Below are 20,192 nucleotides of genomic sequence, written 5' to 3'. Positions count from 1 at the left end.
ACGGATCGGGAGACACTGTCTGTGCGCTAGTCGACAATTCTACGGACGCCGCGTAATTTGTCACGAGCCTGGGCTCACCCCTGCGCCGCGACCTCCGGCAGGATCCGCCGGAAGTGCCGGTACACGCTGGCATGGCACTCGCAGGACGAGGCTTCCAGACCTTCACGGCTGCGGATGATGATCCGCCCCCGCGCCTGCCGGATCAGGCCCCGCCGGTCGAGATCGCCCAGCGTCCGTGTCATGGTGGTGCGCTGCACCCCCAGCATCTGGGCGAGGAATTCCTGGGTGATCTCCAGCTCGACGCTGTCGGCGCGGTCCATGGTGGAGAGCAGCCAGCGGCAGCAGCGCTGGTCGAGCGGATGCAGGACGTTGCAGACCACCGACTGCAGCACCTGGGCCAGCAGGGCGTCGGCATAGCGGGCGAACAGGTCGTGCAGCCGCGGGCTCCTGGCCTTGCCCGCCTCCAGCCTCGCGGTCTCGATCCGCAGGCAACTGCCGGGCAACTGCACGATCGCGCGCGCGAATGCCGGCTTGTGGCCGGCACTCACCACCCCGCCGATCGCCCCTTCCCTGCCGATGGTCGCCGCCTCGGCGACCGAGCCGTCCGCCATGACCACGACCAGCGCCGCGACCATGCCCGAGATCGGGAAGTAGGTGCTCAGCACATCGTCGCCGCTGTCGACCAGCACGGTGCCGGCCGCCAGCTCGACGACCTCCGCACCTGGCAGCAGCAGTTCCCGCTCCGCCGGGCCGAGCGTGGCCAGGAGCCGGTTCTGCGCCAGCCGCTCCGAGGTCGCGGCGGGCAGATGGGCAGGAGACGAAGGCGTTGCGGCGGCCATGGCTAACGCATCCGACGTCGGATGAACGGCCGGCCGCCGCTCACGGGTTCCTGCCGAGTAGGCTGCCGAGCCGTTGCCAGACCTGCTCCAGCGTGGCGCGGGTGCCGTCGTCCAGTTCCCGCGCCTGCACGGCGTCCAGCGTGCTGAGCAGCCGGCGGCCGCTGTCGCCCACGATCCGCGCCGCCGGTCGAGTCGATACCGTCCGGACGGGTGCCGGCACCCGCCTCGCTGCTCGCACCTGCCGCACCGTCGCCAGGCCCTGCTTGGCGAGATCCCAGAGCCGGAGCTGCTCCGCCTCGTCCTGGACCTGGGCCAGCTCGACCAGGAGTGACCGCCCCAGCCCTGGCACGCCCGGATATTCCTCGCGGATCCGTTCCGGCAGCCGGGCCAGGGACAGGAGTGCCGAGACGGTGTTCTGCTTCTTGCCGACCGCCCTGCCCACCTCGTCCTGGGTCCAGCCCTTCTCCTGCATCAGGCGCAGGATCGCGGCGGCTTCCTCGAACGGCCCGAGCTGCTCGCGCTGCAAATTCTCGACCAGCGCCAGCTCCAGCGGGTCGCCATCGCTCACGATCGCGGCGATGGTGCCGCGCCCGAGCGCGCCCGACGCCCGCCAGCGCCGTTCGCCGGCCACCACGATCCAGCGGCCGGGCGTGGCGGCACGGCGGACCAGGATCGGCTGGAGCAGGCCGTGTGCCTCGATCGAGGCGGCCAGTTCCTCCAGCGCCTGCGGGTCGAAATGGCGGCGCGGCTGCTCCGGATCCGGATCGATCGTCGCCAGGTCAAGCTCGACGATCTTTGGCAGATCGGCCGAGGTGCGGAACAGCGCGTCCGTGGCGATCCGGTCACGCAGGGTCGGGCGGGCCGCCTTAGCGGATTTCGCGTTCGATCGCATCGGCGACCTCCTCGATGCCCCGGATGATGTCCGCCCGGATCTCGTCCGGCGCGGAGGTGACCGATGCCCGGTCGAAGGCGGTGGTGCGGCGGACCGGCGCGAACACCCGGTGCTTGGCGCCCACCGCCGCGGTCAACTCCTCCAGCGCTTCCCGGTCGTGCCGGTTGCGGGAGTCGTGGATGGTCGGCACCAGGCCCAGGATCCCGAGAGCGGGATTGAGCCGGGTCCGGATCCGGTCGATCGTGTCGAACAGCAGCGACACGCCCATGATCGACAGGTAGTCGGTCTTGACCGGCACCAGCACATGGTCGGCCGCTGCCAGCGCGTTCACCGTGAGCAATCCCAGCGAGGGCGAGCAGTCGATCAGGATCACGTCGAACCGGTCGGCCAGCGGCGCCAGCTTGTCGCGGACCAGGGTGGCGCCGTTCCAGGCAGCGACCAGCTCACTCTCCGCCGAGGCCAGGCGGATCGAGGCCGGCAGCAGGGCAGGCGCCTCGCCGAGCAGGACCTTGTCGACGGGCTGGCGGTCGAACAGCAGCGCATGGAGGGTCTGGTCGCGCCCCTCCAGCACCCGCGGGTCATGACCGGCATAGACGGTCAGGCTGGCCTGCGGGTCGTCGTCGATCATGAGCACGCGCCGGCCGCGCCGGGTCAGAGCATGGGCGAGATGGAAGGTCGTGGTCGTCTTGGCGACGCCACCCTTCTGGTTGGCGATCGCGATGGTCACCGCCATGTGGACGTCCGGAGCCTCTCGATCGGTGGAGCCAGCCCGATCGCTACGCGGGCACCGGTGCGGCCGCAAGTGGCCTGGGCATCCGACGTCGGATGAAGTGGCGCGTCGGCCACGTTATCCGACGTCGGATGAAGCCTGCCGTGTCTCGACGCCGGCCGAAGGACGTGGCACCTGCGTCGGGCGCCCAGGCAAGGCGAGGGGGAGCAGGCATGGCGATCAGTGGTGCGGCGCGCGTGGCAGGGGTGATGGGCTGGCCGATCGCCCACTCGCTCTCGCCGCTGCTGCACGGCTACTGGTTCGAGCGCTACGGCATCGACGGCGCCTATGTCCCGCTCCCAGTCCGGCCGGAGAATGCAACGGCCGCGATCCGGGCGCTGCCGCTGCTGGGCCTGCGCGGGTGCAACGTCACCCTGCCGCACAAGGAGGCGGCCTATGCCGCCGTGGACCGCCACGACGAGAGTGCCCGGCGCATGGGCGTGGTTAACACGGTGATGGTGCAGGACGACGGCAGCCTGCTGGGTGCCTGCACCGATGGTATGGGCTTTCTCGCCAACCTGACCGAGCAGACGCCCGGGTGGCGGCCGGCGCAAGGCGAGGCGGTGCTGGTCGGGGTCGGCGGCGCCGCCCGGGCGGTCGCGGTCACCCTGCTGGATGCCGGGGTGCCTGGTTTGCGCCTGGTCAACCGCACGGTTGCCAAGGCGGAAGCGCTCGCCGCCGAGCTCCAGGTGATGTTCCCCAGCGCCACCATCACCCCGCTCGGCTGGCCGGAGCGGGCAGGGGCGCTCGACGGTGCCGGGCTGCTGGTGCAGGCGACCGCCCTCGGCATGAAGGGCCAGCCCCAGCTCGACCTGAAGCTGGACGCCCTGCCGGTCACTGCACCGGTGGCCGACCTGGTCTACACGCCGCTGGAAACCGACATCCTCCGCCATGCCCGCCGGCGCGGCCATCCGGTGGTGGACGGGCTGGGCATGCTGCTGCACCAGGCCGTGCCCGGCTTTCGCCACTGGGGCGGGGTGACGCCGGCGGTGGACGCCGAGACGCGCCGGGTGGTCGAGGCAGCGCTCCGGCAGCGCGATCATTGACGCAACAGCCGGCGATGATGCCGGCCAGAGGGAGGACGACGGATGGATCTGGGCCTGCGTGACAAGGTGGCCGTGATCACCGGGGGCAGCATCGGGATAGGCCTGGCGATCGGCCATGGCCTGGCCGCCGAGGGCGCGCATGTGGTGGTGGCGGCACGCAACGAGGAGCGTGCCAGGTCCGCCGCCGAAGAAATCGCCGGCCGCCATGGCGTACGTACCCTGGCGCTGGGCGTCGACGTGGCGACCACGGCTGGCTGCGACACCATCGTCCAGGAGGTCGAGAAGGCATTCGGCGGCGGCGATATCCTGATCAACAATGCCGGCACCGGCAGCAACGAGACGATCCTGGAGGCGCCCGACGACAAGTGGCAGTACTATTGGGACCTCCATGTCATGGCCGCGGTGCGCCTGGGCAGGGGCCTTGCCCCGCAGATGATCCGGCGCGGCGGCGGCGTGGTGCTGCACAACTGCTCGATCTGCGCCACCCAGCCTTTGTGGTACGAGCCGATCTACAACACCACCAAGGCCGCCCTGGTGATGTTCTCCAAGAACCTCGCCAACGAGCTCATCCCGCACAACATCCGGGTCAACGCGGTCAATCTCGGCCTCACCCTCACCCCCGACTGGGTCAAGACCGCCACCCAGCTCACCGAGGGTACCGGCAGGACGTGGCAGGATTATATTCAGGGCATCGCCGACGAGTTCGCGCCGATCAAGCGGTTCGCCAGCCCGGAGGAAGTGGCGAACTTCTTCGTGTTCCTCTGCTCGGACAAGGCCACGTACAGCGTCGGCTCCACCTATTACATCGATGGCGGCATGCTGAAGACCGTGACCTGAGCCGCCGGCCGTGCCCGGTTCTACATCAGTGTGGCACGGTCATTGCTCATCTTCCGGGCAGCGTCGGGGGGCGCTGGCCGGAGCGATGAGCCATGCATTTCGATCTGATCGTCATCGGTAGCGGCCCCGCCGGGCGGCGGGGTGCGGTCCAGGCCGCCAAGCTCGGCAAGGATGTACTGGTGGTGGACCAGGGCCGCCGGGTGGGCGGCGTCTCGGTCCATACCGGCACCATCCCGAGCAAGACTCTGCGCGAAACCGTCCTGAACCTGTCGGGCTGGCGCGAGCGCGGCTTCTATGGCCGTTCTTACCGGGTGAAGAAGGAAATTTCTGCCGCCGATCTCCTGAACCGGCTGCACATCACCCTGAACCACGAGGTCGAGGTGCTGGAGCATCAGTTCGCCCGCAACCGGGTGACCACGCTCACCGGCACGGCCCGCTTCCTCGACCCGCACCGGATCGAGGTCGCGACCGCCTCGGGCGAGCGGCTGACCATCTCCGCCGACCGCTTCCTGCTGGCGGTCGGCACCCGTCCGCATCGGCCGGACCATATTCCTTTCGATGGCCGCAGGGTCCTGGACAGCGACCAGATCCTGGAGATGGACCGGCTGCCGCGTCACCTGGCGGTGGTGGGGGCAGGGGTGATCGGCGTCGAGTACGCGACCATCTTCAGTGCGCTGGACGTGCCGGTCACCCTGATCGAGCCGCGCCCGGCCATGCTGGAGTTCATCGACCAGGAATTGGTCGAGGACCTGGTCCACCAGCTCCGCGACCGCGGCACGACCCTGCGCTTCGGCAGCAAGGTCACCGCGATCGACACGCCGGCGGACGGGCCCTGCATCGTCCGGCTGGAGAATGGCCGCATGGTCCAGGCCGACATGGTGCTCTATGCCGCCGGCCGCACCGGCGCCACAGCCAGCCTCGATCTCGCCGCCTGTGGGATCGAGGCGGATGCGCGCGGCCGCCTCGCCGTCGATCCCAGGACCTTCCAGACCAGCCAGAAACACATCTACGCCGCCGGCGACGTGATCGGCTTTCCGAGCCTGGCCTCGACCTCCATGGAACAGGGCCGGCTCGCCGCCTGCCATGCCTTCGGCGTGGCCGCGCACGAGGCACCGCGCTTCTTCCCCTACGGCATCTATTCCGTGCCGGAGATCTCGACGATCGGGCTCACCGAGGCGGAGGTGCGCCAGCAGGGCATCCCGTACGAGTGCGGCATCGCCCGGTTCCGGGAAACGTCACGCGGCCAGATCATGGGGCTGAACGCCGGCATGATGAAGCTGATCTTCGCGCTGGACGGCGGCCGCCTGCTCGGCTGCCATATCGTGGGCGAGGGGGCGACCGAGCTCGTCCATATCGGCCAGGCGGTGATCAACCTGAACGGGACGCTCGACTACTTCATCCAGAACACCTTCAACTACCCGACCCTGGCCGAGGCCTACAAGGTGGCGGCCCTGGACGCCTGGAACCGGATGCCCCGATACCCCTGCCGCTGAGAGGGGAGGGGGTTTACCTGGCAGGTCCCGTGACCCAACTGGTTCGGGAACGCTCGCCGGTATGGAGAAGGCAGTTGGAACAGCGGGAACTCGGCAAGTCGGGACTCAGGATCGCGCCGCTCGTGTTCGGCGGCAACGTGTTCGGCTGGACGGCCGACGAGCGGACCTCGTTCGACCTGCTCGACCGCTTCGTCGATGCCGGCCTGAACGCGATCGACACGGCCGATGTCTATTCGGTCTGGGTGGATGGTCACCAGGGCGGCGAATCGGAGGCGATCATCGGCCGCTGGATGAAGGCGCGGGGTGAGCGCAACCGGGTCGTGCTCGCCACCAAGGTCGGCATGGACATGGGCGGCGGGCGCACCGGGCTGAAGGCCGCCTGGATCGCCGAGGAGGTCGAGGCCTCGCTACGCCGGCTGCAGACCGACCATATCGACCTCTATTTCGCCCACCAGGACGATTTGGACACGCCGCTCGAGGAAACGCTGGAGGCGTTCGCCCGGCTGGTGCAGGCCGGCAAGGTCCGCGCGATCGGCGCCTCCAACTACGAGGCCCCGCGCTTGGCCGAAGCGCTCGAGCTCTCGGCGAAGAACCGCTGGCCGCGCTACGAGGTGCTCCAGCCGCACTACAACCTCTACGACCGGATGGCCTATGAGGTGGCGCTGGAAGAGGTCGCCACCGAAGCCGGGCTGGGCGTGGTCACCTATTACTCGCTGGCCCGGGGCTTTCTCACCGGCAAGTACCGCAGCGAGGCCGACCTCTCCAAGAGCGTGCGCGGTCAGGCTCTGGCCAGCAATTTCGAGGAACGTGGCCTGCGCGTGCTGGCAGCGCTCGACGAGGTCGCGGCCGAGACCGGCGGCTCGCCCGCCCAGGTGGCGCTCGCCTGGCTGATGGCCAGGCCGTCGATCACCGCACCGATCGCGAGTGCGACCAGCCTGGCTCAGCTCGACGAGCTGATCGGCGCGGTCCACCTCCGGCTCGGCGCGGACGTGCTGGAGCGCCTGGACCATGCGAGCATGCCGAAGCTGCTGGAAGAATCGGAGAGGATCATCGTCAACGAGTGACGGGCGCGGGCGGCCTCACGCGGCCGCCTTGGTGCCCGCCACGGTGAGGCGCACCAGCTCGTCCACCACGCCGATCAGGGCCTGCTGCTCCGGCAGGTCGTCCTCCCGGCCGGTGGACCAGGCGGCGAGCTGCACTTCCGCGCTGGTGCCGCGGGCGACGATGTCGTTGGCGCGGCGCAGCTCGTCACCACAGCCGAGCTCGTCGGCATCCGCCTGGAGCTCCTCGACCAGCTCGGCCACCAGGGTGCGCACCGGCACCAGCCGGCCGCGCTTCAGGCAGGCGATCTCCGCCTCGACCCCGGCGATCTGCACCCGCCACGTGTTCTCCTCGGTGACCAGCTTCTGGAAGCGGTGCGGCTCCGGCTCCTCGGTGCGGGCGAACATCGCGAGCAGTGACTGGTAGAGGGCGGCCAGGGTGAGCGTGTCCTCCAGCCGGGTGCAGATCTCCGCGATCCGCAGCTCCAGCGTCGGCTGCCGCAGGCTCGGGCGCAGGTACCACCAGATCTTGGAGGGATCGGTGCACAGCCCGGTCGAGGCGAACAGCTCGGTGAGTGCCTGCCATTCCGCCCAGTTGGCCATCACCTGCGGGATCCCGGTGCGCGGGAACTCGCCGAAGATGGTCGGACGGAATGCCTTCATCCCGGTCGCATGGCCCTGCCAGAACGGCGAGGAGGTGGACAGGGCCAGGAAGATCGGCAGGTAGGGGATCAGCCGGTTCATCACCCGGATGCGCCGGTCCTTGTCCTCGATCCCGGCATGGATGTGCATGCCGCAGACCAGGGCGCGGCGCGCCACCATCCGGTAGTCCTGGGCGATCTTGCGGTAGCGCGCCCCCTTGCTGGTCACCTGCTCGTCCCAGCGCGAGAAGGGATGGGTGGAACTCGCCACCGGTGCCATGCCGTAGCGGCGCGCGATGGTCGCGATCGTGCCGCGCAGCCGCGCCAGCTCCCGGCGCGCCTGGCCCACCGTCCGGCACACCCCGGTCGCGATCTCGATCTGCGACTGGAGCAGTTCGCCGGTGACCTGGTCGCCCAGGGCCTTGCGGCACTCGGCGAAGAATTGGGGGTTGCGCCTCGGCACCAGGGCGCGGGTCTCCAGGTCGACCAGCAGATATTCTTCCTCGATTCCCAGCGTGTGGCGGACCGGCTTGCTGCTCATCGTTGCACGCAGTTCGGGCTTGGCCCGGCACCGCTGCCGGGCATTCGGTCAACCCGGGTGGATGCCACGCGGTTCCGTGTGAAATGGCAGGGCCCGATCAGAGGCCCAATGTGGTGAACGCCATGCCGCCGACGGCTGCTGCCGCCACCACCAGCCAGACCGGCAGCCGCCAGATCGTCAGCAGGAGGAACAGCAGCAAGGCCAGGGCGAAGTCGGCCGGACGATGGATGCTCGACACCCAGACCGGGTCGTAGAGCGCCGCCAGGAGGATGCCGACCACGGCCGCGTTGATCCCGGCCAGGACGGTGCGCACCAGCGGGCGGCGGCGCAGTGCTGCCCAGAACGGCAGGGTGCCCAGCACCAGGAGGAAGGAGGACAGGAAGATCGCGGCCAGGCAGAGCAGCCCGCCCGCGATCCCGTTCGGTTCCGGTTTCAGCACCGCGCCCAGATAGCCGGCAAAGGTGAACAGCGGCCCCGGCACCGCCTGGGCCATGGCATAGCCGGCCAGGAACCGGTCGGGGTCCACCCAGCCGGGTGCGACCACGGCGCCCTGCAGGAGCGGCAGCACGACATGGCCGCCGCCGAACACCAGGGCACCGGTGCGATAGAACCGGTCGAAGATCGCGAGCGACGTGCTGCCCGTGCTTTCGGCCAGGAGCGGCAGGCCTGCGAGCAGGAGGGCACAGAGCAGCAGGGCGCCTGCCGCGAGACCGGCCGGGGCCCGTACCAGCAGCATCTCGCCCTGCCCGGCCGGCGCCTCCCGCGGCAGGAACAGGCCGACCGCACCGCCGAGCGCGATCGCGGCGAGCTGCCCGCCGGAGCCCGGGGCCAGCAGCGCCAGCACCGCCGCGGCGGCGGCCAGCGTCGCCCTCCTCCGGTCAGGGCAGAGGCTGCGCGCCATGCCCTGGACCGCCTGGGCCACCACCGCCACCGCCATGATCTTGAGCCCGCGCAGCCAGCCGGCCGAGCCTGGGTCCAGGTCGGTGACGAGCAGGGCGAACAGGATCATGATCACGGCCGAGGGCAGGGTGAAGCCCAGCCAGGCCGCCCCGGCACCGGGCAGGCCGGCGCGCAGCAGGCCGATCCCCATGCCGACCTGACTCGACGCAGGGCCCGGCAGGAACTGGCACAGCGCCACCAGGTCGGCATAGGCGGCCTCGGTCAGCCACCGGCGGCGGACCACGAACTCCTCGCGGAAATAGCCCAAATGGGCGATGGGGCCGCCGAACGAGGTCAGGCCCAGGCGGAAGAACACCGCCAGCACCTCGATCGCCGGGTGCCGGGTCACGTCAGTCTTTTTCCACCGGGCGCAGCGCGGCCGCTTCCTGTTCCTCTTCCCGCCATTCCAGCTCCGGGTCGTAGGCCGCGATCTCGGAGAAGGCGAACAGCAGCAGCACCACGCCGAAGATGATCTCGGCGATCACCAGCAGCCGGGCGAAGGCGTGCAGCGGGGTGATGTCGCCATAGCCGATGGTGCTGAGGTTGATGAAGGAGAAGTAGATGGCATCGGGCAGCGCCAGCTTGCCGGGCGTGCCGGCGATCGCGAAGGAGGGCTCACTCGTCACATGGTCGAGCATGGCGAACAGGGCGGCGAAGACGATGCCGATCATCAGGTAGACGATCACGAAGGCGAACACCGGCACGATCCGGGCCTGCATCCGCCGCAGGAAGATCCGGAACAGGAGCCCGGTCTCGTTGAGCAGGAACACCACATCCGCCGCGAACCCGGCGCACAAGGCCCCGGTCAGGGCCGCCGCAGCCAGCAGTGCCAGCGTCACCGCCGCAGGGTGCTCGTCCGCCGGGAGCAGGACTACGGCCACGGCGCCGGCCAGGGTGCAGGCGCCCAGCCAGACCAGGCCGCGCTGGAGGATCCGCCGGGTCGCACGGCGCTGCGGGCGCCGGAGCTGCGCCAGGATCGCCGGCTGCTGCCGGGCGATGCCGAGCACCAGGCCCAGGAGCGGCAGGAAATAGGCGGCCGCCTCGCCCAGCGGATAGGCGCGGCGGAACAGCGATACGGAGGCCGCGGCGAACAGGGCGGTATAGATCGCGATGCAGATGGCGAGCGTCACGGTGATGCCGGTGGTGCCGGGCAGCAGTCGGCCGACGGCGAGGATGCCGCCGCCCGCTGCCGCCAGCATCAGCAGCACGAGGACAGGCCGGTGCAGGCCCACCGAGCCGGCGATCAGCAGGAGCATGACCAGGCTCAGCACGAGGCCGCCGGTGAGGATGGCAGGGCGGTGCGGCCCGTGCGGTTCAGCCGGCAAGGGCCGCCCCGATCCTGGCCTCGACCGCATCGGACCAGACCAGCTCGTTGTCATAGTCGCCGGCAAAGCACGGCCGGTCGTCCGGCAGGACGACCCAGGGATGCCGGGTTGCGGTGAAGCAGTGGATGTCCGGAACGATCGCCTCAGCCCGGTCGAGGATGCCGACCGGCACGATCGCGATCCGGTCGCCCAGCAGGGAATGGTTGCTCCAGAGCATCGCCCGGCAGGTCCGGCAGCGATGCAGCTTCTGCCCAGCCGGCAATGCCGAAGGCGTGTGGACCGCTTCGGGGTGCTGGCCGGTGAGCGTGATCCGGTCCGCCTCGATCATGGCGTTGACCGCGAACGGCGCGCCGGTGACCCGCTGGCAGAACCGGCAATGGCAGGCATGGGTGAGGATGGGCTCGTCTTCCAGGCGCAGGCGCACGGCACCGCACAGACAGCCGCCCTCGAACGTCCTGGCCATCACCCGTCCCCTGGCTCCGTCGCGCATCGGGCGCGAGCCTGTCAGCCGGACCCGGAACTGCCAAGCCCAGTCAGCGCCGCACCAGCCGGAGCAGGCTCCTTCCGTCTTCCCGGCTCGGCAGGAGCAGGTCGCGCAGGCTGGTGCCGAAGATTCGGTGCCAGGCGACCAGCACCGCCACCGCCACGGCCGCCTGCCCCAGCGTATAGGCGACCGCAGCGCCCGGCACGCCGTGGAGCGGGGTGAGCCACCAGGCCAGCAGGCCGTGGATCAGCGTGCCCGGCCCGAAGATCACCAGGCCGAGCTTGGCCTGGCCGCGCGCCGAAAGGCCCGGGAACAGCATGCTGGCCTGGCAGCCCAGCACCGCACCCGGCAGCATCAGCCGCAGCGACGGTGCCTCCGCGGCATAAGCTTCGCCCAGCAGCAGCGTGAGCAGGTACGGTGCCAGCACGGCCACCAGCACCGCGAACAGGGCCATGGCCAGCGTCAGGAGCCGCACCAGCCGGATGGTGGCGCGCGCTCCCTGGCCGTCCCGGTCCTGCTGGACGCCATGGGCGAACACCGCGACCCCCACCGCGGTCGCGAGCTCGGCCAGGAGCTCGGTCATCCTGAGCGCGCCGACATAGCGGCCCACCAGCTCAGGATCCCCCACCGCGGTGACCGCCCAGATGCCGACCCGGCCGAACAGCATCACCCCGATGATCCCGGACAGGAACGGCAGGCCGCCGACGACTAGGCCGCGCCCGAGCGCCAAAGAGGGCAGGGGCAGGGGGCGGAGCCGCCACAGGAGCTGGCCCGTCAGGACCAGTGCACCGCTCCACTGCGCCGCCACCAGGATCAGGAGTGCCGCCTCCAGGTCGAGCCTTCCGGTGAAAAAGGCCGGCACAGTCAGGAGGAGCAGGACGGCCCGCACGGCGAGCTCACCCACGTTCAGTTCCGCCACCCGCTTCAGCCCGAGCAGCGGCCCCTGCAGGGTGCGCATCACCACCTGCGGCGGCGTGACCATCGCGGCGCACAGGAGCAGGCTGCTGCCCAGCTCGTAGCCGGCCAGCGTGCAGGCATACCAGGTAGCGGCAGCACCCAGCGGCATCACGGCGAGCAGGAGCGCCATGGCGGTGCTGGCGACCGCACCGGCCGGCACGCCCCGCTGCCCGATCGCATAGGCGCCGGCTTGGCGCACGCCCAGGTCGAGGGCCACGGTCAGGATCAGCGTGGTCGCCACCAGGAAGCCGTAGAAGCCGAAATCGGCCACCGGCAGGGCACGGGCCAGCAGGGCCAGGGCCAGCACGTTGGCCCCGCGCATCAGGAGTCGGCTGGAGAGGACCCAGGCAGTATCGAGGACGAGGCGGCGCAAGCGGGAGATTCCTCGGGCGGCGGCAGGGTGGCGCCGGTTTGGTACTGGACGGGCGTCCTGCCAAGCGGCATCGCCTTGGGCGACGCCCGGGGCCGGCCCCTGGGCCCCAGGATGCAACGGGAGATGGCGATGGACCAGCGAGTGACGGCGGCATTCGAGGCGCTGCGCCAGCATGCGGGGGAGGTGCGGCAGCTTCACCTCCGCCAGCTCTTCGAGCAGGACCAGGGCCGGTTCGACCGGTTCACGGCACAAGCCTGCGGCATCCTGATGGACTATTCCAAGGCGCGGATCACGCCCGACACCATGCCGAAGCTGGCGGCACTGGCCGAGGCCGCCGGGATCGAGGCGCGCCGCGACGCCATGTTCAACGGCGAGAAGATCAACACCACCGAGGACCGGGCCGTCCTGCACACCGCCCTGCGCAACCGCAGCGGCGATCCGGTGCTGGTGGGCGGCAAGGACGTGATGCCGGACGTGCTGGCCGTGCTCGACGCCATGCGGAAGTTCACCGATGCGGTGCGTGACGGCAGCCGCACCGGCTCGACCGGCAAGCGCTTTTCCGACGTGGTCAATATCGGCATCGGCGGCTCGGATCTGGGGCCCCGCATGGTGGTGCGTGCGCTTTCGCCGGACAGCTCGCCGGAGCTGCGCGTCCATTTCGTCGCCAATGTCGATCCCGCCGACATGCACGACGTGCTGGCGCGGCTCGATCCGGCCACCACCCTGTTCGTGATCGCGTCCAAGACCTTCACCACCATGGAGACCATGACCAACGCCCGCGCCGCGCGGGCCTGGATCGCCGACGCGCTGGGCGAGGCCGCGGTCGGCGCCCATTTCGTCGCGGTCTCGACCAACGCCAGGGAGGTCTCGGCGTTCGGCATCTCCACCGACGAGATGTTCGGCTTCTGGGACTGGGTGGGCGGCCGCTACTCGCTCTGGTCGGCGATCGGCCTGCCGATCGCGCTATCGATCGGCTTTGCCAGGTTCGAGGAACTGCTGGACGGCGCCCACGGGATGGACCGTCACTTCCGGACCGCCCCGCTGCAGGAGAACCTGCCGATGCTGCTGGGCCTGCTGCGGGTCTGGGAGATCGACGCCATGGGCAGCACGTCGATCGCACTCCTGCCCTACGACCAGCGCCTGGAGCTGTTCACCCCGCATCTCCAGCAGGTTGACATGGAGAGCAACGGCAAGGGCGTGATGCTGGACGGGGCGCCGGTCGTGTCCGGCTCAGGCCCGGTGATCTGGGGCTCCCCCGGCACCAACGGCCAGCACGCCTTCCACCAGCTCCTCCACCAGGGCAACCGCATCATCCCGTGCGAGTTCCTGCTGGCCCGGCACAGCCGCACCCCGATCGGCGACGGCCACGCCAAGCTGGTCGCCAACTGCCTGGCCCAGTCCGAGGCCCTGATGCGCGGCAAGAACGAGGCGGAGGTCCGGGCCGAGCTGACCAAGCAGGGCCTGTCCGGCGAAGCTTTGGAGAAGCTCGTCCCGCACAAATTGTTCACCGGCAACCGGCCCTCGATCACCTTCCTCTACGACCGGCTGGACCCGCGCACGCTGGGCGCCATCACCGCCCTCTACGAGCACGCGATCTTCGTCCAGGGTGCTTGCTGGAACATCAACAGCTTCGACCAGTGGGGCGTGGAACTGGGCAAGCAGCTGGCCCTGCCGATCCTGGAGGAACTGACCGGCGGCAAGTCCGGCAGCCACGACGCCTCCACCGCCGGGCTGCTGGCCCGGGTCAAGGGTTGAGAGCAGGCGACCCGGCGAGGAAAATATCCTTGACGTTGCAGAGGAGATTCCGGAAATCCTGAAGTAGCTTCAGGAAGAGCAGCCATGCCGTGTCGCACCGCCGCGGCGGCCGGATGGCCGGGTGGTGGTGAGGCATGGTGGTGGGCAGGGCGTGGGCGGCGCTTGGTCAGGTCGGGCTCGTCATTGCCCTGCCAGCCGCAGCGGCAGCGGAGACCGGCGGTTCGACCTGGCTCGTGAGGATCGGTGGCGCGCTCGAATATGGTCCCGACTATCCGGGCGCCCGCTCCCGGGGCGTCACGCCGGTCCTGACCGACCTGGAGTTCTTCCGGGCCGAGGACGGGCCGACCTTCGGTGCGCCCGACGACGGCTACGAACTACCGCTGTTCGACAATGGCTGGCTCAACCTGGGCCCGGCCGGCGACTACCAGCCCGGCCGCTCGGCCAGCGACGATGCCCGCCTGGGCGGCCTCGACAACTATCCCGCCACCTTCGTGGCCGGCGTCTATGCCGAGGCCTGGCCGGTGGCAGACCGACTGCGCGGCCGGATCGAGCTCGTCCATGGCCTGCGCTCCGGCGCCGGCCTCCAGGCCAATCTGTTCGCCGACTGGGTCGAGCGGCACGGCCCCTGGACCTTCTCGGGCGGGCCCCGGGCGGTCTGGGGCAACGCCACGTTTATGCAGGACCGCTTCGGCATCTCGCCGGCCGCCGCCGCACGTAGTGGCCTGGCCGCCTTCGACGCAGATGCCGGGTTCGGCTCCGTCGGGATGACTCTGGCGGCCAGCTACGCGCTCTCGCCAGGTTGGACGGTCACCCTCTATGACACCTATGCTCGACTGGTCGGGGATGCTGCCGAGAGTCCCATCGTGACGACCATCGGCTCCAGGAACCAGAACGTCCTGGGCGTGAGCCTGGAATACACGTTCGACACGGGCCTTTGAGCCGGTTGCCGAGAAACGCCGGAGGAGAATCATGCGTCTGCTGCTGTTGCTCCTCGGGACCGAGACGTTGCGGCGGCACTGGGCCTGGTTCGTAGCGCTGGGCTTGGTCTGGCTGGCCGCTGGCATCTTCATCTTCGCCGATGCGCTCGACGGCAGGCTGTACTTCCCGCTGCGCCCGTTCGGCTGGCTGCTGGTGACGGAGGGCTCGCTCAGCGTCCTGCTGGCGCTGACCCGGATCGCCGTGCATCCCCCGCTGCGCCTGGCGCGCGGCCTGCTGGTCCTGCTGGCAGGCCTGCTCATCGTCAGCCCCTGGCATCTGCATGACTTCATCCTGGCCCTGGTGTTCGGCCTGTTCCTCCTGGCGGACGGCGTCTTCCGGATCGCGTCGGCCTGGGTCGTGCGCTTTCCCGGGTGGCGCCTGGCCCTGGCGGGAGGAGTCGCCGAGTTCCTGCTGGGCGTCTTCGTGCTGGAGCCGTATCCGACCTGGTATGCCGGCACCGTGCCCGGCTGCATCGGGATCGCCCTGGCGCTGACCGGCCGCTCCGCACTCCTGGTCGGCTGGCGGCTGTACCGGCTGCCGCCGCATGCCTCGCTGGGCATGCTCTATGCGCGGGGCCACTTCCTGCAGCGCAGCCAGCTCGAGCTGGAGCGGCAGCGGGTGGACCGCCCGTCCGGCGACGTGCTGACCGTCCATGTCTGGACCGCGACCGGCACGGCCAGCGACCCGCTGTGCCGCCCGCTGGTCGACCGCTACATCGCTGCGGTCGACAAGAAGGGCGTGATCTCCACCGGCCATGCCGCCCTGGAGCTGCCGCCCGACATCTATATCAGCCACTACCCGGCGGTGGAGATCGATCATTCCCCCACCGACTTCACCCGGATGCTGCGCGCGACCAGCGAGAACGACATGCCCGGCCGGTTCCAGCCGAGCTACCGGGAAGAAGCGGCGGAGTGGTGCGAATCCACCGCGAAGATCCGCTTCCGCCGGTTCGACGGCGAGCGGGTGCGGCGCTTCTGGGAGATGTACCGGCAGGATGCCACCTACAACCTGACCAACCGCAACTGCTCCAGCGTGGTGGCCCAGGCCCTTGAGATCGCGCTCGAGGGCACGCTGGCCCGGTCCGGGCGCGGCCTCGGCCATGTGCTGCGCATCCTGTTCAGCACCGAGTTCTGGGCGGCTGCCATCGTGCGCAAGCACGCCGAGTCCATGGCCTGGACGCCCGGCTTCGTCCTGGACTATGCGCGCAACCTCCGTGCCTTGGAGAACCCGCCGCCGCTCAGCCTGCGCGGCATGCTGGCGGCCATGCGCACCAACTGGCGGCACCGCCAAGTCCTGAAGCGGCGCCAGCAGCGCGACAGGGCCCTGGCATGAGCAGCCGCAGCATCGAACAGCCGGCGGGCGGCCGCGGCCGGCTGACCCTGCTCGGGATCGGGGTGGTCATCCTGGCCGCCTCGATCTTCGGCCTGGTCTATGGCCTGACCGCACCCCTGATCGCCGGCGACCTGGCGGCTCTCGGCCATGGCGAGTTCGTCATCGGCCTGAACGCCACGATGCACGCGGTGGGCGTCCTGCTGGTGGCACCGACACTGCCCCGCCTGACCCGCCGGTTCGGCACGCGCAACCTGGTGCTGGCGGCACTGCTGGCGAGTGCGGTGCTGCTCTGCCTGTTCCCCGCGATGCCGACGGTGTGGCTGTGGTTCCCCCTGCGCATCCTGCTGGGCGTGGCGGCGGAGATCCTGTTCGTCCTGACCGAGACCTGGACGGCGGCGCTGAGCACCGAGGCGATCCGCGGCCGGGTGATGGCGGTCTATACCGCCGCCATGTCGCTGGGCTTCGCCGGCGGCCCCGCCATCCTGGCGGTCGCCGGCACCGGCACCGAGGCCTATCTGATCGGCGCGGCCATCCCGATCATCGCCCTCCTGCCGCTGCTCCTGCCGATCGCCAAGCCGCCGCCGCCGGTGGAGGACGAGCCCGGGCACCCCATGCGCTTCGTCCGGCTCGCCCCGATCGCGATCGGCGCCACCTTCCTCAATGCCGCGGTGGAAACGGCCGGCCTGTCCTTCATCCCGCTCTATGCCGCCAATCTGGGCTGGACCGAGCAGGCCGGCCTCCAGCTCATCACCACGCTGATGGTCGGCGCCATCGTCCTGCAACTGCCGATCGGCTGGCTGATCGACCGGTTCGACCGCGAGCGCCTGGCCATCCTGCTGGCGACCCTGGCCGCCGTCGGCGCCCTGTTCTGGCCCTGGACCCTCGCCTTGCCCTGGCTCGCCTACGGCTTCGTGTTCGTCTGGGGCGGCCTGTTCGTCGGCATCTACACGGTGATGCTGACCATCGTCGGCAGCCGCTTCACTGGCAGTGACCTGGTGGGGATCTATGCGGTCATGAGCCTGGCCTGGGGCCTGGGCGCGCTGGTCGGCCCCACGGCGGCCGGGGCCGCCATGAGCCTGAGCCCGACCCTGGGCCTGCCGCTCGCCATCGGCATCGGCTGCGCCCTGTTCGCGCTCGCGGCGTTGCGGCAGCGCCGGAAGGGCTGAAGGGGCCGCCGGCTTCCGGTAGATGGCCTGCATCCCTTGCACCACCCAGCGCCACGGGCCGACGTCCAGGCTCGCGGCGGGCAGCAGCGGCCGGACCTGGTTGAGCTGCATGCCCTCGAACCAGAGGCCGAGGAAGGGCAGGCAGAGGAACAGGACCAGCATGACCGCACCGAGGGCCACCGGCCCATCCGCTACCGCCGCAGGTCCCTTCGCCCGCATCAAGATCGGCCCGTGCGCGGCTCCCAAAAAGGCCAGGCACCCGGCATCGGATCCTCAGCGGGCCTCAGCCGCCGCGCCGCTGCCGGACCATGAAGGCATCGTAGCCGAACTCCGCCACCTGCCACCACAGATACTGGTCGTCGCGGAACGCCACCAGGTGGTCATAGACCTTGCGGAAGTCCTCGCTCCGGTCGCGCAGCTCGGCATAGAGCTGCTGCGCCTGCTGCCAGGAAGCCTGCAGGATCTCCTGCGGGAACGGCCGCAGCACTGCACCGGCAGCGACCAGCCGCTTGAGCGCACCCGGGTTCACCGCGTCATACTTGGCGGTCATCCAGCCATTCGCATAGGCCGAGGCGTAGGTGACGATCGCGCGGTAATGCTCGGGCAGTTCCTGCCAGCTCTTCAGGTTGATCAGCGTGCAGGCGAGCGCCCCGCCTTCCCACCAGCCCGGGTAGTAGTAGTACTTCGCGACCTTGTAGAGGCTGAGCTTCTCGTCGTCGTAGGGGCCGACGAACTCGGCGGCGTCGATGGTACCCTTTTCCAGTGCCGGGAAGATGTCGCCCGGCGAGATCTGCTGCGGCACCGCGCCCAGGCGCTGCCAGATCTCCCCGGCCATGCCGGGAATGCGGAACTTCAGGCCCTTGAGGTCCTCGACCGTCTTCAACTCCTTGCGGAACCAGCCGCCCATCTGGCAGCCGGAATTGCCGCCGGGCAGGGCATAGGCGTTGTACTTCTCGAGGAACTGGTTGAGCAGCTCGCCGCCGCCGCCCTGGTACATCCAGGCATTCTGCATGCGCGTGTTCAGGCCGAAGGGGAGGCCGGTGAACAGGGTGAAGGTCGGGTCCTTGCCGGAATAGAAATAGGTGGGGCCGTGGCCCATCTCGACCGTGCCGTTCTGCACCGCGTCCAGCACCTGCAGGCCCGGCACGATCTCGCCCGCGGCGAACACGTCGATGCGGAACCGGTCCTCGCTGAGCTCGCCCACCACCCGGGCGAACTCCACGGCCGTGCCGTAGATCGTGTCCAGCGATTTCGGGAAGTTGGATACGAGCCGCCAGTGCAGCTCCGGCAGTTCCTGCCCCTGCGCCGGCCTGGGCGGGGCCAGCATCCCGATACCCGCCGCCGTGCCCGCCATGCCCGATACGAGGCCGCGCCGCCCGATCATCCGTCCTCATCCCACCGTTGGTCGCCGAGGCGGAGCCTACACGGCCAGAAGTGGCCCGTCAGCGGGAGCGCGGGTCGATCTGGCCGATCGAGGGCGAGGTGGCGGGCAGGTTGACGAAGCCCGGCCGGTGCCCGGGCGGCACCGGGGAGCGGCGGGTCATGCGGAACAGCACGAAGGCGGCGACCGCCCCGGTCACCGTGCCGCAGAACAGGAACAGGCCCGCTGGTCCCACCAGCTCCATCAGCCGCGCCGCGATGAGCGGGCCGATCGCCGCACCGATCGCCCAGATGAACAGCATGCCCGAGGCCAGCCGGGTCATCCCGCCGGCCGCCGCGACATGGTCGGCGGCATGGGCGGCGCAGATCCCGTAGAAGCTGAGCGCCACCCCGCCGAACAGCACGAACACCAAGAGCAGCGGCACGTCGCCCACGGGCGGCGCCAGCCCCAGCAGCGCCGAGACCGCGGCCACGCCGGCGAGACAGGCGACGATCACCCAGCGCCGGTCGATCCGGTCGGACAGGCGGCCGAGCGGCCACTGCACCACGAGCGAGCCCAGCTGCATCGCGGAGAGCAGCACCACGGGCAGGCTCACCCCGATGCCGATCGTGTCGCCCCAGACCGGCAAGAGGGCCGGCACCGCACCGTTGATCAGCCCCGCACCCATCACGCCCACCACCGCCGCCGGCGCGGTCTGCCAGAGCTCGCGCAGGCGGAAGCCGAACTCGGTGGGAGTGGGCGGCTCACGGGTGCGGGTCAGGGTGATCGGGATGAGGGCCGCGATGAAGCCGGCGACGGCGAGCGCGATCCAGAAGCCGGCCTCCGGGTCGCCGAAGGCGAACCAGGTCTGGGCCAGGATCACCCCGGCCTTGATCGCCACCAGGTAGAAGGCGATCACCCCGCCGCGCGAATCGCTGGGCGTGGCGGCGGCCAGCCATGCTTCCACCACCACGAACAGCGCCGCCAGCACGCCGCCCATCAAGAAGCGCAGGAGGATCCACAGCCAGGGTGAGGCGGTGGCCTCGAACGCCATGGCCACCAGCGCGCAGGCGGCGGCCAGTGCCGCGAATGCCCGGATATGGCCGACGCGCCGCACCAGGCGCGGGCCGATCGCACAGCCGAACAGGAAGCCCGCGCCATAGGCCGTGCCGATCAGGCCGACCATCACCGGCGAGGCCTGCGCCAGGGTCAGCCGCACCGGCAGCAGGATCGCGAACAGCGCGTTGGCGAACTGCAGGAGCGTCGCCCCGCACACGACCGCGATCACCGCGGCATAAGGACCCATCAGCGACTTCCCGCGATCCGGAGGAGCAGCCGGCCGGCTGGGGTGGCTACGGCCTGGAGCATGCCGCAAGGCGACGGCAGTGGCGACCACCGGGCGGCAGCCTGCCGCCGTTCATGCGC

18 protein-coding genes are annotated in these 20,192 nt (G+C 70.2%); 8 read left to right on the top strand and 10 right to left on the bottom strand.

What is annotated here, in order from left to right:
* Positions 1-74: 74 nt before the first annotated feature.
* The 3 genes from HLA95_RS16745 to HLA95_RS16735 are packed head-to-tail and all read right to left on the bottom strand — an operon-like array spanning position 75 to position 2,464.
* Positions 75-839 (bottom strand): Crp/Fnr family transcriptional regulator, encoded by a 765-nt coding sequence (locus HLA95_RS16745; RefSeq protein WP_191060666.1) that lies wholly within the window; start codon positions 837-839, stop codon positions 75-77.
* A 40-nt stretch (positions 840-879) separates the two neighbouring features.
* Complete coding sequence (locus tag HLA95_RS16740; protein ID WP_222183917.1) at positions 880-1,731, bottom strand: ParB/RepB/Spo0J family partition protein; 852 nt, start codon at positions 1,729-1,731, stop codon at positions 880-882.
* Positions 1,706-2,464 carry a ParA family protein gene (locus HLA95_RS16735; RefSeq protein WP_191060008.1) on the bottom strand — a complete coding sequence of 253 codons (759 nt, stop codon included), beginning with the start codon at positions 2,462-2,464 and terminating at the stop codon, positions 1,706-1,708. Before HLA95_RS16735 ends, HLA95_RS16740 begins: the two co-directional genes overlap by 26 nt.
* Before the next feature lie 209 nt (positions 2,465-2,673).
* Between HLA95_RS16735 and HLA95_RS16730 the strand changes: the two genes are divergently transcribed.
* From HLA95_RS16730 to HLA95_RS16715, 4 genes are all read left to right on the top strand, one after another.
* Positions 2,674-3,546 (top strand): shikimate dehydrogenase, encoded by an 873-nt coding sequence (locus HLA95_RS16730; RefSeq protein WP_191060009.1) that lies wholly within the window; start codon positions 2,674-2,676, stop codon positions 3,544-3,546.
* Between the two features lie 42 nt (positions 3,547-3,588).
* Positions 3,589-4,383, top strand: a complete 795-nt coding sequence (locus tag HLA95_RS16725) for an SDR family NAD(P)-dependent oxidoreductase (protein ID WP_191060010.1) — start codon at positions 3,589-3,591, stop codon at positions 4,381-4,383.
* A gap of 92 nt (positions 4,384-4,475) precedes the next feature.
* The gene (gene sthA / locus HLA95_RS16720) at positions 4,476-5,876 is read left to right on the top strand and encodes a Si-specific NAD(P)(+) transhydrogenase (RefSeq protein ID WP_191060011.1); all 1,401 of its coding nucleotides are present in this window, start codon (positions 4,476-4,478) and stop codon (positions 5,874-5,876) included.
* 74 nt (positions 5,877-5,950) lie between these two features.
* Positions 5,951-6,940, top strand: coding sequence for an aldo/keto reductase (locus HLA95_RS16715; RefSeq protein ID WP_191060012.1), 990 nt, complete (start codon positions 5,951-5,953; stop codon positions 6,938-6,940).
* Positions 6,941-6,955: 15 nt separating this feature from the next.
* On the opposite strand, the gene HLA95_RS16710 is transcribed toward HLA95_RS16715, so the two are convergent.
* The 5 genes from HLA95_RS16710 to HLA95_RS16690 form a co-directional block, all read right to left on the bottom strand.
* A complete protein-coding gene (locus HLA95_RS16710; protein ID WP_191060013.1) occupies positions 6,956-8,098 on the bottom strand; it encodes a carboxylate-amine ligase in 1,143 nt (380 codons plus the stop codon).
* A gap of 97 nt (positions 8,099-8,195) precedes the next feature.
* Positions 8,196-9,386: a chromate efflux transporter gene (gene chrA, locus HLA95_RS16705; RefSeq protein WP_322100142.1), complete on the bottom strand. Its 1,191-nt coding sequence runs from the start codon at positions 9,384-9,386 to the stop codon at positions 8,196-8,198.
* Between the two features lies 1 nt (position 9,387).
* Positions 9,388-10,362 (bottom strand): potassium channel family protein, encoded by a 975-nt coding sequence (locus HLA95_RS16700; RefSeq protein WP_222183915.1) that lies wholly within the window; start codon positions 10,360-10,362, stop codon positions 9,388-9,390.
* Positions 10,352-10,825 (bottom strand): GFA family protein, encoded by a 474-nt coding sequence (locus HLA95_RS16695; RefSeq protein WP_191061589.1) that lies wholly within the window; start codon positions 10,823-10,825, stop codon positions 10,352-10,354. The genes HLA95_RS16700 and HLA95_RS16695 overlap by 11 nt, the downstream gene beginning before the upstream one ends.
* 70 nt (positions 10,826-10,895) lie before the next feature.
* Entirely contained in the window at positions 10,896-12,176 is a 1,281-nt protein-coding gene (locus HLA95_RS16690) for a lipopolysaccharide biosynthesis protein (protein WP_191061590.1), read from the bottom strand.
* 129 nt (positions 12,177-12,305) lie between these two features.
* Here HLA95_RS16690 and pgi point away from each other — a divergent pair, with 129 nt between their 5' ends.
* The 4 genes from pgi to HLA95_RS16670 all read left to right on the top strand — a co-directional run bounded on the left by pgi (position 12,306) and on the right by HLA95_RS16670 (position 17,407).
* On the top strand, positions 12,306-13,931 hold the full coding sequence (pgi, locus tag HLA95_RS16685; protein ID WP_255592021.1) for a glucose-6-phosphate isomerase: 1,626 nt from the start codon (positions 12,306-12,308) through the stop codon (positions 13,929-13,931).
* 134 nt (positions 13,932-14,065) lie between these two features.
* Positions 14,066-14,869: a MipA/OmpV family protein gene (locus HLA95_RS16680; RefSeq protein WP_191061024.1), complete on the top strand. Its 804-nt coding sequence runs from the start codon at positions 14,066-14,068 to the stop codon at positions 14,867-14,869.
* 31 nt (positions 14,870-14,900) lie between these two features.
* A complete protein-coding gene (locus tag HLA95_RS16675) occupies positions 14,901-16,241 on the top strand; it encodes an HdeD family acid-resistance protein (protein WP_191061025.1) in 1,341 nt (446 codons plus the stop codon).
* Complete coding sequence (locus HLA95_RS16670; RefSeq protein ID WP_222183911.1) at positions 16,238-17,407, top strand: MFS transporter; 1,170 nt, start codon at positions 16,238-16,240, stop codon at positions 17,405-17,407. Before HLA95_RS16675 ends, HLA95_RS16670 begins: the two co-directional genes overlap by 4 nt.
* A gap of 283 nt (positions 17,408-17,690) precedes the next feature.
* Here the strand turns inward: HLA95_RS16670 and HLA95_RS16665 are convergent, their stop codons facing one another.
* Together HLA95_RS16665 and HLA95_RS16660 are read right to left on the bottom strand one after the other, a co-directional pair.
* On the bottom strand, positions 17,691-18,788 hold the full coding sequence (locus HLA95_RS16665) for a TRAP transporter substrate-binding protein (protein WP_370467493.1): 1,098 nt from the start codon (positions 18,786-18,788) through the stop codon (positions 17,691-17,693).
* A 61-nt stretch (positions 18,789-18,849) separates the two neighbouring features.
* Entirely contained in the window at positions 18,850-20,073 is a 1,224-nt protein-coding gene (locus HLA95_RS16660; RefSeq protein ID WP_191061663.1) for an MFS transporter, read from the bottom strand.
* Between the last annotated feature and the right edge of the window lie 119 nt (positions 20,074-20,192).

The organism is Geminicoccus harenae (genome assembly GCF_019800005.1).
Lineage (GTDB): Bacteria > Pseudomonadota > Alphaproteobacteria > Geminicoccales > Geminicoccaceae > Geminicoccus > Geminicoccus harenae.
The sequence above is the reverse complement of the archived record's forward strand: the minus strand, read 5'-3'. Positions and strand labels throughout refer to the sequence as shown.